The organism is Enterovibrio norvegicus DSM 15893, from assembly GCF_900115495.1.
Taxonomy (GTDB): Bacteria; Pseudomonadota; Gammaproteobacteria; order Enterobacterales; family Vibrionaceae; genus Enterovibrio; species Enterovibrio norvegicus.
Window position 1 is genome coordinate 28,811 of sequence record NZ_FOWR01000018.1, and the last position, 14,159, is coordinate 42,969.

Below are 14,159 nucleotides of genomic sequence, written 5' to 3' on the forward strand. Positions count from 1 at the left end.
GCGGGCGAAACCCCGCGCTTTTTTGTGCTTACAGCGTATTCATCATCTTTAACGTAATCGCCACGGAATTGTCCGCCGTCACTTGTTTGGCCTCTGCATACACCATGTGTGCTGAGCCATCAGCCTTGTCGGAGATGGTGCGGATAACCACTAGAGGGATATCAAACATGTCGGTGACTTGGGCGACGGCAGCACCTTCCATTTCAACCGCCATGGCATCGAACTCTTCGCGTAGCATTTTCACCGCGCCTTTGTCGGCAATGAACTGATCACCTGTTGCAATCACACCAAGATGCACGCGCTTCTCACCGATCGACGCTTTCGCCGCCTCTAGTGCCAACTTCTGAAGCGTTTCGTCGGCATAAAAGAATCTGTCATCGTAGCCGCTTAGCTGGCCTTTCGGCGCACCAAATACAGTAAGGTCAACGTCGTGTTGAACTAACGCGGAAGACACCACCACATCCGCCACATTGAGCTCAGCGCTGGCTGCACCGGCAATGCCGGTAAAAATGATTCGGTCAGCATCAAAATGATTAATCAGCACGTACGTTGTAATGGCAGCATTCACTTTGCCCACACCCGAGCGGGTTACTACCACAGGTTTTCCTGCAATCTCGCCAGTGTAATACGTATTTGCAGACACGGTGTGTGTCTTACGGTGTTGAATTTCCGGCAATAGTTTTTCAATTTCAGCATCCATCGCGCCCATGATGGCAATGGGCTGAACCGCGAAGGCGTTAAACGAAATCAGGGACAGGAAAAGCGAACACACCAAGGAGAACTTACGCATTTTGGAACATTCCAAGCAGTTGAGAGACGCGCATCATAGCGAAAACGCGGAGAAAGAAAAGATCAAAGCAATCGTTTGCGCAAGCCTTGGTCAGTTGAGGATAAAACAGCGCTGAACGCACAAAAAGGCTCGCCGAAGCAAGCCTGTTTTTTCGTCAACGTCTCTGCTACTAAACCTGCCATTGAAGGCTCAGAGATTCGGGCCCTTCGCAAAGCTCAAAGGATGATTATCTCTGAGCTGCTGCATGCCCTGCGTTAAGCGATAAATCCAAAGCACGATCGCACCAACTGCGAACACCATTCCCACAAAAGGAATGGCATAGGCTAAGCGATCTATCATCGGACTTTGGTACCAGTAATCACTGATGCCCACCAAAATGCCATTCGATGTCGCCACCGTTACCACCAGCACAACGAAGAAGGTAAAGGTCAGAAAGAAGGTGCGAATCAACCCATAATAGTGGGTATTCACCACGTCTGAATCTTCCCCTTTATCTAACCGATACCCGGCATAAACAATGGCGATCACGCCCGAAATCATCAAAGTGAACGGCGTCAGCAAGCTAAGGATATAGGCAACCCATATCCCGTTATGATGCTTAGTCATTGAGCGGTGCTCCTCCGATGTTCGGCTTGTGATCAGGCGTTGGCTTATCCTCATGTTCAGGCGAGTGCGACACCTTTTCTCCCGTGACTTCTTCGTACCAAAGATCATGGTGTTCTTTAGCCCAGGTCTCATCCACTTCGCCCGTGACCATGCCTTCGAGTGCGCCTTCCATCCCGAACAAGCCGATGTAGATATGGAAAACAAAACCACAAATCAGGATCAACGCGGAGAGCATATGAACAAGGTTCGACACTTCCATGTCACTGCGCGTTTGACCGAAGATAGGGAAATCCAAAATCAATCCACTCACGGCAGCAATCGCACCAAACACAATCAACAGCCAGTAAATGGCTTTTTCACCACCATTTGAAAAACCTGCCGAAGGGTGCGTGCCTTTGTGTTTGCCCACCATGCCACCCAGCTTCATGAACCAGCTCACGTCGGTTTTGTTAAACAAAGATTTACGCCACCACTTGAGGAGCACAAAGATCAGCAAAATGAAGAACAATGGGCCGATGTAGTTGTGGTATTGCTTCGCCAGCATCACGATGCCGCCCCACAAAGCTTCTGGCACATAGGGTTTCAAAAAGTGTTTGCCATACACCAGCATCAAGCCGCTCAACGCAAGCGTGAGGAAGGTAAACGCCATGCTCCAGTGCAGCGCTCTGTCCCAACGAGACCAGCGCTTGAGCTTTTTACCGGTTCTGGGTTTGCTGAGCATCAAGGGGCCAACAAACACGTACGCCATGATCACCAATGCAATACTGCCAAAAATAGCGACCGCCGCTGCTGGCGACATCCATTTTTCTTTCAAAATGAACCAGGTTTCGCCGGGGGTATTAATCAGCACACCATGTTCAGGCGATTGCGAGGTGGTATACCCTTCTTCCCCCGCGCGGATCTGTCGCCACACATCGGCGCCCACCAATTGCACCATTTCTTTCGACGGCTTCACTGACTCAGCGTCATCAGCAACACTGGCGGGAACCCAACAGGTCGCTATCACCATCAACATGGCGAGCAATGTTTTCAACATATCTCCTCCTAAACAGCGACGTATAACGTCACTGCCATGTCGATAATCATTAGCTTTTCGTTGCGTCGTAAGCCAAGTCTTCACCATTGGTCCAGCCTGCGCCTTTCGCACCACGCTCAACCACGCGTTGGCGGAAAATGTCAGAGACTTTTGCTGCATCACCCGCTAGCAAAGCTTTGGTAGAACAGAACTCGGCACAAAGCGGCAATTTGCCTTCAGCGATGCGGTTTGCACCATAAAGTTCACGTTCAGCCTCCGAGCCATCCGGCTCAGGACCGCCCGCACAGAAGGTGCATTTGTCCATTTTGCCCCTTTCGCCAAACGCCTCTTCTTTAGGAAACTGTGGCGCACCAAACGGGCAAGCAAACAAACAGTAGCCGCAACCTATGCACAGGTCTTTGTTGTGCAGCACGATGCCATCATCGGTGCGATAAAAACAATCAGCGGGACACACTGCCATGCAAGGCGCATCAGTACAGTGCATACACGCCACAGAGATGGAATTCTCCCCCGGCACACCATCATTCAAAGTAACAACGCGTCGACGCTGCATGCCCCAACCCACCGCTTCCGAATTAGCGTTCTTACACGCAGTGACACAACCATTACACTCGATGCAGCGCTTGGTATCACACAGAAATTTCATATTCGCCATAACGTGATCTCCTATTACGCTGCGCTGATTTTGCAAAGGGTGACTTTCGTTTCCTGCATCAAAGTAACAGGGTCGTAGCCATAGGTTGTGGCGGTATTGGCTGCCTCGCCAATCACATACGGGTCGGCACCTTCTGGGTATCTCGAACGCAGGTCTTCACCTTCGAACTTGCCGCCAAAATGGAATGGCATGAATGCGAGCCCTTCTTTCACGCGGCGGGTGACCATGGCTTTCACTTTCACTCTGCCCTGCTCTGCCCCTTCAACCCACACATCGTTACCATCGCGAATGCCCAAGTTGTTGGCATCCACAGGGTGAATTTCGACAAACATTTCTTGTTGAAGCTCAGCAAGCCAAGGGTTTGAGCGGGTTTCCTCGCCGCCCCCTTCGTATTCCACCAAGCGACCGGATGTGAGAATGATGGGGTACTCTTTCGAAACATCGTTGTCTTGAATCGACTTGTACAACGTAGGAAGACGGTAGATGTCCACTTTGTCATTCCATGTGGCGTATTCAGGCAACAAGTCGCGACGCGGTGTATACAGCGGCTCGCGGTGAAGCGGCACGCGATCGGGGAAGGTCCACACAATGGCTCTGGCTTTCGCGTTGCCGTAAGGAATACAGCCATGCTTAATGGCGACACGCTGAATGCCCCCTGACAGATCGGTTTTCCAGTTTTTGCCTTCCGCCGCGGCTTTTTCTTCCGCCGTGAGTTCATCCCACCAGCCAAGCTGCTTGAGCATTTTGTCGGTAAACTCGGGGAAGCCATCTTCCAGTTCACAGCCTTTCGAATAGCTATCGACGGCCAGCAAGTTCTTGCCTTCGTATTCCACGCCAAAACGTGCGCGGAAGTTACCGCCACCTCGCGCCACTTCTTTGGATGTGTCGTAAAGAATATGGCTGCCCGGGTGCTTCATTTCCGGCGTGCCCCAACAAGGCCAAGGCAAGCCGTAGGTTTCCCCGTTGACAGGCCCACCCTCGGCTTCAAGCGATGTGTTGTTGAAGGTATGCCAGTTCTGTTGGTGGGTTTTAATGCGCTCTGGGCTTTGGCCGGTATAACCGATCGTCCACATGCCTTTGTTGAACTCTCGCGTAATGTCTTCAATCACGGGCTCATTGTTTTTCACGTCGATGTGCTTAAACAATTGATCTGAAAAACCCAGCTTATTGGAGAGTAAATACATGATGGTGTGGTCTGGTTTTGAATCGAACAAAGGTTCGATAACCTGATCACGCCATTGCAGTGAACGGTTAGATGCAGTGACAGAGCCAAAGGTCTCAAACTGTGTGGTGGATGGCAGCAAATACACGCCATCAGTGCGGTCGTTCATGACAGCAGCGACGGTCGGATACGGGTCAACAATTACCATCATGTCGAGTTTTTGCATGGCTTTGCGCATTTCAGGACCACGGGTCTGAGAGTTCACCGCATGTCCCCAGTAGAACATGGCGCGGATGTTCTCTTTCTGCGCGATCTTGTCTTTGTCTTCCAGCACACCGTCAATCCAACGTGAAACAGGAATGCCGTTGCTGTTCATGGGTTTTGACCCGTTGTAAACCGTTGGGTCGAAGCGGTCTTGAACCCAAGTGAAATCCACATCCCACACTTGTGACCAATGCTTCCACGCACCGTCGGACAAACCGTAATAGCCCGGAAGGGTGTGAGAGAGCACGCCTAAATCGGTCGCGCCTTGCACATTATCGTGACCGCGGAAGATGTTCGCACCGCCGCCAGATTTGCCCATGTTACCGAGCGCGAGTTCCAGTACGCAGTATGCACGGGTGTTGTTGTTACCCGTCGTATGTTGCGTACCGCCCATGCACCACACCACGCAACCCGGACGGTTTTCAGAGAGGATTTTCGCGGCATTGTACATGTCTTCACGCCCGACACCGGACACGCGTTCGACTTCTTCTGGCGTCCAGTTCGCAACTTCTTGGCGGATTTCATCCATGCCGAACACGCGCTGGCGAATGAATTCTTTGTCTTCCCACTGATTGTCAAAAATGTGCCAGAGCAGCCCCCAAATAAAGGCGATGTCCGTTCCCGGACGCAATTGCACAAAGTGGTCACCTTTTGCGGCAGTGCGGGTGCGGCGCGGATCAGCGACGACAATTTTGCAGCCGCTCTTTTCCTTCGCGATTAGAATATGCTGCATCGCGACAGGGTGTGCTTCCGCAGGGTTTGAGCCAACAAACAACATGGATTTGCAGTTGTGCATGTCATTGAAAGAGTTGGTCATGGCCCCGTAGCCCCACGTATTGGCAACACCTGCAACCGTGGTGGAGTGACAAATTCGAGCTTGGTGATCGACGTTGTTGGTGCCCCACAGTGAAGCCATTTTGCGGAACAAATACGCCTGTTCATTGCTGTGTTTCGCCGACCCTAGGAAATACACCGAATCGGGCCCCGACTCTTTGCGGATATCCATGACCTTGTCGCCGATTTCGTCGATGGCTTGATCCCACGTGATTTTCTGCCACTTACCATCTACCAGCTTCATCGGGTATTTCAATCGACGTTCACCGTGCCCGTGTTCACGCAACGCCGCGCCTTTGGCGCAGTGGCCTCCGGCATTGAAAGGATGATCGAATGCAGGCTCTTGGTCAGTCCATACGCCATCTTGTACGTATGCATAGACGCCACAGCCCACGGAACAATGCGAGCATATGGTACGTTTCACTTCGACAGGTTTGTTAGGGTCAACGTCTTTGGCAGTTGCTTTTTTCATCATACCGGGCGCAAACATGCCCGCCGCTGCGATGCCGCCTGCGGTGGCCAAGGTTGAATTGCGCATAAAGGTTCGACGGGATACCCCAAGCTGTTTTTCATCCTTGCTGACTGAGTCAGAGCGTTTGGTTAATTTCATGGTCAAACTCCATCCATCGCAGGGTTATAGGGAATCGTAGTAATCGCGTATATGTTGCGTTTCACGATAGCCAGACTTGGGCGTTTCTTCGGGGCTCACGACGTCCACATCCGCTTGCGCAGACGTGCTAACCACAGATGCCGCTGCGCTTGCTGCCGCAGCAACGCCCAATCCTTTGAGGAACTCGCGCCGTTTTTCGTTGGGTTGTGCACTGTCTTTCTTGTTCTCTGACATGACTTGCTCCTTTGTTCTTATTCGTCCAACACTCAGCGACCACTGGGTTTTCGCGGGCTCTGCTCACCAAGGGCGTTGGGTAAAGCGTATTTTTTCTATCATCAAAAACTGCTGTGCAAGCTCAGCCACCGCGGTATAAAACACCGCCGCGTCTGCGCGTTTAATGTCGGTAAAAAGCGTCTCAAACCACGGGGCGACATGACGGTTAAAGAAGGCGGCTTGTTGCGTTTCATCCCCTTCTTCCACCAACATGGCCATGACTTCGAGTAACGCAGCAATATGGTCTTCGGGCTCTTTGGTGTCTTCTTGGCGCTCAAAGCCAAGTTGACGTAAATCTTGGCGAAGCAGCGCGAGCGGCAGTTCCATCAGCGAGCCAGTTAAGTACCAAGACCCAAACGGCATCACTTCCCCACGCCCTACGCCAATAAACAGCAATTGATATTCATCTGCTGCTTGCACGGGCCGCGTGGTTTTCGCACCCAATTTCAGCACTGACCACGCCGCAGCCATGCCCGCAGAATGTTCATCGCCGTCGGTTTCCAATGTTGCCAGCCACGCCAAGGTGCTCTCATCAGGAGCTTGTCGCAGCAGATGCGCTAACAGGCTATAAATGTGGTGACGAAGCGGGTTCTCTTCGTTGCTGATATCGTCGACGTTGATCATCTCTTGCATTGCCATCTTCGCCTCCTACGCCTTTATCTGCTGGTCAGGGTTTTCGATCATGTCTGCGACCATGTCGCGCACTCGGCAGTCTTCGCACATCGATAAACGTTTGATGGCGTCATCTTGGAAATGGCTGTGGTTGCGAAGGCGTTCGATCAACATGTTGACCATGGAGACGGGTGCGAAAGGCTTACCGCAACTGATGCATTCTGCGGCTTCCTCTTCATGCAGGGTTTGGCGTTGCTGACGGGATGCACTGTCCCAGTTATATCTGGGTGTTAACGAGATAACCGATTCAGGACAGCTTTGTTCGCAGAGGCCGCATTGCACGCAATCTTGCTCCCTGAATGTCATGCCCGGCGTGGTGCCGATGGATTTCAATGCATCAGTCGGACAAACGGTGACACACCCCATGCACAAGGTGCAGCCCGAGGTGTCGATATCAATGCGACCATACGGGGCGTTTTCAGGCACGGCGACAATGGGGGGCAGTATGTCGGTGTGGGCGGCGAGTAAATCTAGCGCACTCGCGAGTTTTTCTCGTTTGCTGCCTTCTAATTTTGTACGCGGCGCGTTGTCGTTCGACACATCTGATGACATCACATCGCTGTCGAACAAGGTCGCGTGGCGCAATTCAGCGACGGGGAGCATGGCAATAAGGTGTGTTTCCAGCCCGAGCGTCTTTAAAAAACGCGCAGCTATGTCCAGTTCTTGCAAAAGCACATGGCGTGTTTTCGCATGAAGTTGTGATGATTCAGCTAACACCACTTGCGTAGCGCCATACACCAAGGCTGAGAACCAGGTATCAATGCCCACGGATGCCAGTTCTTCCAAACGAACGGGAATGACTCGGCTCGGCATTTGCGCGATGGCATTCGCCAATGCGGTTTCGCCCGCGGGAGCCATGTCGTCGTCAGCATAGAAAAGCACGATAGGTGCGACACCCTCTTTTGCTTGGTAGTGCGTCAAAAGCTGGTGGAGAAAATGCTGTGTGTTGTCGGGATCAGGTAACGCATAGCTAATGGCTTCTGTCGGACACGCCGTCGCGCACGACCCCATGCCCTGACACAAATACGGGTTGATGGTGATGGCGCTCTTCACGATATCCAAGGCATCGGCAGGACACGCATCAATGCAGCGCGTACACCCTTCCAGCCCACGTGATGTATGTGCGCATTTCTCCGTGTCCAAACGGAAAAACTTCGGCTTGTCGAACGTTCCCGTTAAATCAGGGAGAGCCTCAATGGTCTCCTCTTCTGAGCACAATCCTCGCCCAACAGCGTAATACCCCAAAGGGGGCAACTCAGCTGGATGAATGCCTTGCTCCGTCAAATCCACCACCACATCGAAGTGCGGTTGCCCTGTGGTGATAACAGCAAGGTTTTGCGCGTCATGACCAAGCGCACCTTTTTGAGGCTTTCCATCGGCTGCCTCACGCACGCCAATCTGCACATCAAAGGCACCGAGAAACCCATCAATCGCGATATCTTTGGCGTAGAACACGGAAAACTCCAGCGGGGTCACCGCGCCGCTACTTACTCCTTCAGTGCAGAGCAACACGGTATTGGCATGCAGAGAGGGTGGTAGCTTTCGCGCAAAGCGGAAAACCACTGTCGCTGCGCCAGCCACAAGAATACGACCGTGACTGTCGAAGCTCACCGTCGGAGGAATGAGGTTTCCCAACGTCACCGTGCTCTGCAACGCATCTTGTCTTGCCATGCCATTGCGATCAGTGTGTTGTGTAAGAACCTGATTGATTGTTGTTATTGTATTTTCTGTCGACATTGTCTCGTTAGCCATAAACACCTGCTTTCCAAGCTGGTTCACCCCATCCTGCGATATCACGCGAGCTGGTCTGTACTGGCTGTTCTATGCATCCAATCTATTTTTGATTTGTCTATTATTTCAATCACATCATTGGCTGTTGCGACGTTCACTCACCTAGGTATTGCTGGCCTAGGCTGGCAGGTGACGCAGAGGAAAATTCAACAGCAATTCAATCTAAACAATGACTTGTCGGTAATGGCTTTTTATAGAGCAAGTACTGAACCAGCTTTGAGGGAAGAAAAATGACGAATACGGAGTCAGAATCCGTCTGAATTCTTATCCACTCTTTTAGTTGGGACATTTTGACGCACGCCGTACGACAAATTGTCCCTATTTTTCTCTAGGGTACTTTTTGTCTCACTCGCTAAGGCGAGGTCAGATTCGCCTTCCTCTTCACCCTCACTTCCGGTCGCCTCAGCGTTTGCATGTGGGCGTGCTTTTGAATCAGGTGAAGACGCGCATTCTTTCTCAGCGTTTACGGGTGCTTGATCATCACACTCAGTCATCTCCTCGACGTTTTCTTTCGTCCACTGACGCAGATTCGCCGCCACGTCAGCAGCCAGATTTGCGGTGTTGGAATAATCGAGGTCATAGTCATTCATGCCATCCAGCACGTTGTAGGCATCGCTTCGAAACAGTTTGCGCAGCGCTGCTTTTTTTACTTCGGATGACACGCCTTTCGCCAGAAACACGGCGGCTGAATCACCTTCCTGAAGGTTTTCAACGTCGTCCATTGTCGCAGGCGGCGGCAAAGTATCAGCATCTTCACCTTCAGGGCTTTCGCCATGTTCGATGGCATCGGAGAAAGAAGGCTCTGAGGAGAGAAACTCGCTGTCGGATTGCGTGACGTCTTCGCGGATTTCTTCTGTTTCATCAATCCACTCGCCGCGTTTTTTCGCTGACCAGCGTTGGAGGAAAGAGTCAGTTGCCACTTGCCCTCCCCGCGCCTTTGCGTTTTTTCTTGCGGGTTTCCAGCAGCTCACCATGGCGACCAATATAGGCTTCCATCCACGCTTGGATCGGCAGCGGCATTGGCTCAGAAAGCACCAGATAGTCGCCATCCATAAAACTCGCCGCCCCGGTTTGCGATGCCGTGACTTGTAGAGGTTTTAGCGATTCATCCTCTTCCACTTCAAAGATGAAAAACAGGTGAGGGTCACGAGAACTGAGGTTAAATCGGTAGTCAGTACGCTCATCTTTAAACAGCATCAAAGGCAGCGAATACGCTGATTCTGACAACGTTTCTTGGTTTTTAGGAAGGTGCAAATTTACCAGCGACCACCGCGTTGTATTCCAGCGCCCAACCGTGACAATCGTTGTCTCTAAATCGAATTGCAGTAACCATTGTTGTGGGTCTTTAATTATCTCATTCACACATCACTCCTTCGTGTTTCCGCAGCGAAATACGCGCGCTGCAGCAGGGTTTGGCTGACCCTCAAGGTGTCTTTGTGCAAAACACATACCAGCGTGGCGCAAAACACATACCAGCGCGCCTTCACCACATTCAAAAAGTCATGCCCACGCAAAATGCTGGAACAGGTTTTGCTTTTTACTTCCTTGGCGGGCTGGAACGTGGCGCGCTGTTTTCATTCCCCAACGCAAAGGAAGCGGGTACATGACCCAACCCAACATCATCAAAACGCAGTCTGATATCCCGCAAACCATTGATGTCACTGTGTTCGACGAATACGGCGAGCCCATGACGAAACAGATTGCCTGCGAGCGCGCACTCACTGTGTATCTGAACTGGCGAGAAATCGTGACCTTGATGACACTCGGCGCGAGGCCTGACATGTTGGTGCTGGGGTATTTGCGTAACCAAGACTTATTACATGACGTTAACGCCTTAGACTCCGTCATCATCGACTGGGCAACGCAGTCAGCGGCTGTCGTCACCCACGAGCAAAACGACGACATTGAGGAAACACTTTCCAAGAAAACGGTCACGTCGGGCTGCGGACAAGGCACCATGTTCGGCAATGTGATGAAAAAACTCGATGACTTAGTGCTCCCTACGCCCCAGCTGAAACAATCGACGCTCTACGGCTTGCTCGAATCTCTCACTCATCACAATGACACTTACAAAGCTGCGGGGGCTGTGCACGGCTGCGCGGTCTGCAAAGACACTGACATCCTTTCTTTTGTTGAAGACATTGGCCGTCATAATGCGGTTGATACGCTAACAGGAGAAATGTGGCTTCAAGGACAAACGGGCGGCGACAAAATTTTCTACACCACAGGCCGCCTCACGTCTGAAATGGTCATCAAGGTGGCGCAAATGGGGATTCCAGTACTGCTCTCGCGCTCCGGCGTCACTCAGATGGGCTTTGATTTAGCAAAGCAACTTGGCATTACCATGATTGCGCGTGCCAAGGGCCATCGCTTCCAAGTGTTTAACGGTGCAGAGAACATCGACTTTGATGTCAAAGGATCGCGGGATGAATGATTTCCCCGAATTCATGAATGCCCGCCAAGTCGCGGAATACATCGACCTCAATGAAAAGAAGGTCTATAGCCTTGCCAATGATGGTGTGCTCCCCGCCACCAAGATCACCGGGAAATGGCTTTTCCCGAAAAGCTTGCTCGACCGTTGGTTACTGGAATCTAGCCATAATGGGGTCTTTAATGACAGGTTACTCATCGCGGGTTCTGACGACCCGTTGCTACAACATATTGTGAGTAAAATGGCCGCCACGCTCGGCAGCACAGCGCTGGTAGGGTATACCGCCACAGGCACCAAGCAAGGGCTGGCCATGCTTGAAAAAGGCCATGTTGATATGTGCGCCATTCATTGGGGTAACGCGGAAGAAGCAAAGCTTCGCCATCCCGCCTTGCTTCAACAATATTCGGGGCATAAAAATTGGGTGTTAGTCCACGGTTTCGAACGACTTCAAGGCTTGATTGTAAGGCCTGAACAGGCAGACAAGCTCAATGATCCTTACCATTTTTCGGACAAACGGTGGCGTTGGGCTGGTCGACAAGATGGCGCAGGCAGTGCGCGCGCCATGGACGAATGGCTATTTCGCAACGACATGACACGAGACACGTTAAACACCGTCACCACTTGCTTGAGCGAACGCGAACTCGGTTCCGCGATTGCACGCGGCTCTGCCGACATCGGCTTTGGCAGTAAAAGTGCGGCAGGAGAATTCGGCTTGGCCTTTCTCCCCATTGCCAACGAAGCGTTTGAATTTGTGATCCCAAAAAACATCTATTTCCGCACCTTGGTGCAGCAGGTCATTCACCATCTGGATGATGAAGAAAGTCGCCAGCAAAGCGAATTGTTTGGCGGCTATGACTTTGAGCACACAGGCAAACAGATGTGGTCAGCGAGTTGATGTTTGACGCTTTCAGACAATAAAAAACACGCCGACGATGGCGTGTTTTTTGTTTGAAGCGTCACCCGCTACTCAAGCATTTTCAGTGGTGCAATGTCATCATCAGACGGGATCTTTTCTCTGAGATACAGCACGAATGTACTGCCTTTCCCCACTTCAGATTCGACCTTTATCTCACCCCCTAGCCCGCTCACAATACCCTGTGTGACAGACAAGCCAAGCCCTGTGCCTGAGCGTCTGGTGGTAAAAAACGGGTCGAACACTTTGGTCAGATTTTCGTTGGCGATGCCGCAGCCAAAGTCTTCGACCGCAATAACCGCACCGATGGTCTCGCCACGTTCGTCGATCCAATCGTCAGAGCGCACAATCAGTTTACCTTTGTCGTTCATGGCATGAATGCCGTTCATTTGCAGGTTAACCAAGACTTGCAGCAATTGATGACGGTTAATCTCGACGCTGCATTTGGCGTTCAACGCCGTCACGATTTCAACATCTTGTTTCTTGGTGCCAGAACGTACCAAAGTGACGCTCTCTTCTATCACGGGATTGACGCGCTGCCAGGTGATTTCATCTTGTACGCCGCCTTGGCGACTGTATTGCAACAGGCTTCGCGTGATGTTTCGAATACGGTCGATTTGCGCTAAGACAGCAGACATTTCCTCAGACACCAAATCAGCATGCTGCCCGAGTTCATATTCCATTAGCTCAATGTTGCCGAGGATCACCGCTGCGGGGTTATTGATTTCGTGAGCAATGCCTGCGGTTAGCTCACCCAAGGCCGCCAACTTTTCATTCAGTAATAGTTTGTGTCGTGTCTGTTCCAGTAACTTGATGTGGTAGCCCAATTGCTCCGTCCGTTCATGCAAACTCGCCGTGCGCTCACGCACTTTGTCTTCAAGCTCTAACGCGTTTTGGCGAATTGCATCGTTTTGCTGCTTTAGCTGGTCAAGCATGCTGTCGAACTGACGCGCCAAACTTGCCAGCTCGTGCTCAGGATCTAGCCCTAGCTTGCCAATCCTGATGTCTTTTTCGAATTGCACCAATCTCACTGCACGGTGCATTTTTTCTATCGGGCGGAACAGGTCTCGTGCGCCGCGGTAGACAAACAACCCAGACACAAGGAGCGTGAGCAACACACCAATGCCCAACTCAACGATGTTGGTCAGATACCGGCTAATAAATGGCCATTCGAGATAGCCGGTGTAAAGCATGCCAATCACACGATTGTTGAAATCTCGGATTGGCATGTATGCCGAGATATACCAAGCATCGTAAACATAGGCACGGTCGACCCACTCTTCCCCTTCCACCAGCACCGTTTGCTGTACTTCTTGCGACACGCGCGTACCGATGGCGCGGCCAAATTTGCTGTCGCTGTTTAACGGCACATTGGTACTGACGCGAACGTCGTCCAAAAAGAGGGTGACAGTGCCCACGCCCGCATCGGGCAACTTTCCTTCCGGGAAAACAAGATCGCGGATCCTATCCACCAGCACCGTACTGTTATTCAGCAAGATGCCTCCGTCCACGATCCACTCTAGCTCACCATTTTCATTAAAAAGCGGCAGCAAGCTCCTGCTTATCAGGCCACGTTCTTCAAACGTGTTTTCGTTCAAAAGCGGGATTTCAGCGCGGGCTGGAAGGTCATTGGTTAGCGATGACAATTCAATTTCAGACATGACTTGGAAGAAAGTGCGTTGCTGACCTCTGAGCAGAGGAAAGCGCAAGGTTTGCGGCAAACGGTCGATGTCTTCTGCCGCATACACGGCAAGAAAATCGACGTCGTATTTCCCCGCCCGCGATTGCGCCCACACGGTGAGTGCTTCAGGGTCAGTTTTGATTTGCATTTGGAATTCATAGGAATCTGCGATGGCGTGAAGTTGGCGGCGCTGCTCTCGTTGCAACACTTCCATGCTGTTGCTCGCCACTGCAAGATCCGCGCGAACACCCGCTAAGGCGTTGGTCCATGAATACGCCAGCGTCCAATACAAGGTGAGTCCAATCAAGACAAATAGCGTCAACAAAATTGGGACTGACGTTAATGCCAGCAAGCGATAGCGCACCGCAGTACGAAATCGTGTTCGCCACTTATTCAGCCACTTCATAGGCTGCTATTCTGTTTAAAGCCCATGTGTGCATG

Annotated in this window: 13 protein-coding genes and 1 pseudogene; 3 read left to right on the plus strand and 11 right to left on the minus strand. The window is 51.6% G+C overall.

From position 1 onward, the window contains the following. Nucleotides 1–28: 28 nt before the first annotated feature. From BM082_RS12835 to BM082_RS12880, 10 genes and pseudogenes are all read right to left on the minus strand, one after another. Nucleotides 29–790: a 5'-methylthioadenosine/adenosylhomocysteine nucleosidase gene (locus BM082_RS12835; protein ID WP_074927183.1), complete on the minus strand. Its 762-nt coding sequence runs from the start codon at nt 788–790 to the stop codon at nt 29–31. Nucleotides 791–979: 189 nt separating this feature from the next. Beyond that, nucleotides 980–1,396, minus strand: coding sequence for a hypothetical protein (locus BM082_RS12840; protein WP_017014082.1), 417 nt, complete (start codon nt 1,394–1,396; stop codon nt 980–982). Next, nucleotides 1,389–2,342, minus strand: a pseudogene (locus BM082_RS12845) (formate dehydrogenase subunit gamma); the annotation flags it as partial. The pseudogene BM082_RS12845 and the gene BM082_RS12840, both read right to left, overlap by 8 nt. 139 nt (nt 2,343–2,481) lie before the next feature. Further along, entirely contained in the window at nt 2,482–3,087 is a 606-nt protein-coding gene (fdh3B, locus tag BM082_RS12850) for a formate dehydrogenase FDH3 subunit beta (RefSeq protein ID WP_074927188.1), read from the minus strand. A gap of 14 nt (nt 3,088–3,101) precedes the next feature. Then, nucleotides 3,102–5,957, minus strand: coding sequence for a formate dehydrogenase subunit alpha (locus BM082_RS12855; RefSeq protein WP_074927190.1), 2,856 nt, complete (start codon nt 5,955–5,957; stop codon nt 3,102–3,104). Between the two features lie 24 nt (nt 5,958–5,981). Then, entirely contained in the window at nt 5,982–6,191 is a 210-nt protein-coding gene (locus tag BM082_RS12860; RefSeq protein ID WP_017017809.1) for a twin-arginine translocation signal domain-containing protein, read from the minus strand. Nucleotides 6,192–6,254: 63 nt separating this feature from the next. After that, nucleotides 6,255–6,869 carry a TorD/DmsD family molecular chaperone gene (locus BM082_RS12865; RefSeq protein ID WP_074927193.1) on the minus strand — a complete coding sequence of 205 codons (615 nt, stop codon included), beginning with the start codon at nt 6,867–6,869 and terminating at the stop codon, nt 6,255–6,257. A 9-nt stretch (nt 6,870–6,878) separates the two neighbouring features. Then, nucleotides 6,879–8,639 carry a 4Fe-4S dicluster domain-containing protein gene (locus BM082_RS12870; RefSeq protein WP_074927195.1) on the minus strand — a complete coding sequence of 587 codons (1,761 nt, stop codon included), beginning with the start codon at nt 8,637–8,639 and terminating at the stop codon, nt 6,879–6,881. Nucleotides 8,640–8,938: 299 nt separating this feature from the next. Then, nucleotides 8,939–9,613, minus strand: coding sequence for a DUF3306 domain-containing protein (locus BM082_RS12875; RefSeq protein WP_074927197.1), 675 nt, complete (start codon nt 9,611–9,613; stop codon nt 8,939–8,941). Beyond that, nucleotides 9,603–10,055, minus strand: coding sequence for a DUF3305 domain-containing protein (locus BM082_RS12880; RefSeq protein WP_074927199.1), 453 nt, complete (start codon nt 10,053–10,055; stop codon nt 9,603–9,605). Before BM082_RS12880 ends, BM082_RS12875 begins: the two co-directional genes overlap by 11 nt. 74 nt (nt 10,056–10,129) lie before the next feature. On the opposite strand from BM082_RS12880, the gene BM082_RS25095 reads away from it, so the two are divergent. Genes BM082_RS25095 through BM082_RS12890 form a run of 3 tightly spaced genes read left to right on the plus strand, consistent with a single transcriptional unit; the run spans nt 10,130 to nt 12,019 of the window. Then, complete coding sequence (locus tag BM082_RS25095) at nt 10,130–10,300, plus strand: hypothetical protein (protein WP_167550932.1); 171 nt, start codon at nt 10,130–10,132, stop codon at nt 10,298–10,300. Next, nucleotides 10,297–11,127, plus strand: a complete 831-nt coding sequence (locus BM082_RS12885; protein ID WP_074927200.1) for a formate dehydrogenase accessory sulfurtransferase FdhD — start codon at nt 10,297–10,299, stop codon at nt 11,125–11,127. Before BM082_RS25095 ends, BM082_RS12885 begins: the two co-directional genes overlap by 4 nt. Next, nucleotides 11,120–12,019, plus strand: coding sequence for a helix-turn-helix transcriptional regulator (locus BM082_RS12890; protein ID WP_074927202.1), 900 nt, complete (start codon nt 11,120–11,122; stop codon nt 12,017–12,019). Before BM082_RS12885 ends, BM082_RS12890 begins: the two co-directional genes overlap by 8 nt. Nucleotides 12,020–12,087: 68 nt before the next feature. Here the strand turns inward: BM082_RS12890 and BM082_RS12895 are convergent, their stop codons facing one another. Next, nucleotides 12,088–14,124 (minus strand): sensor histidine kinase, encoded by a 2,037-nt coding sequence (locus tag BM082_RS12895; RefSeq protein ID WP_074927204.1) that lies wholly within the window; start codon nt 14,122–14,124, stop codon nt 12,088–12,090. Nucleotides 14,125–14,159: the final 35 nt, after the last annotated feature.

Bases quoted from the DNA above. Each gene is read 5' to 3' on its own strand.
- BM082_RS12835 (WP_074927183.1), bottom strand. From the start codon at position 790: ATGCGTAAGTTCTCCTTGGTGTGTTCGCTTTTCCTGTCCCTGATTTCG.
- BM082_RS12840 (WP_017014082.1), bottom strand. From the start codon at position 1,396: ATGACTAAGCATCATAACGGGATATGGGTTGCCTATATCCTTAGCTTG.
- fdh3B (WP_074927188.1), bottom strand. From the start codon at position 3,087: ATGGCGAATATGAAATTTCTGTGTGATACCAAGCGCTGCATCGAGTGT.
- BM082_RS12855 (WP_074927190.1), bottom strand. From the start codon at position 5,957: ATGAAATTAACCAAACGCTCTGACTCAGTCAGCAAGGATGAAAAACAG.
- BM082_RS12860 (WP_017017809.1), bottom strand. From the start codon at position 6,191: ATGTCAGAGAACAAGAAAGACAGTGCACAACCCAACGAAAAACGGCGC.
- BM082_RS12865 (WP_074927193.1), bottom strand. From the start codon at position 6,869: ATGGCAATGCAAGAGATGATCAACGTCGACGATATCAGCAACGAAGAG.
- BM082_RS12870 (WP_074927195.1), bottom strand. From the start codon at position 8,639: ATGTCGACAGAAAATACAATAACAACAATCAATCAGGTTCTTACACAA.
- BM082_RS12885 (WP_074927200.1), top strand. From the start codon at position 10,297: ATGACCCAACCCAACATCATCAAAACGCAGTCTGATATCCCGCAAACC.
- BM082_RS12890 (WP_074927202.1), top strand. From the start codon at position 11,120: ATGAATGATTTCCCCGAATTCATGAATGCCCGCCAAGTCGCGGAATAC.
- BM082_RS12895 (WP_074927204.1), bottom strand. From the start codon at position 14,124: ATGAAGTGGCTGAATAAGTGGCGAACACGATTTCGTACTGCGGTGCGC.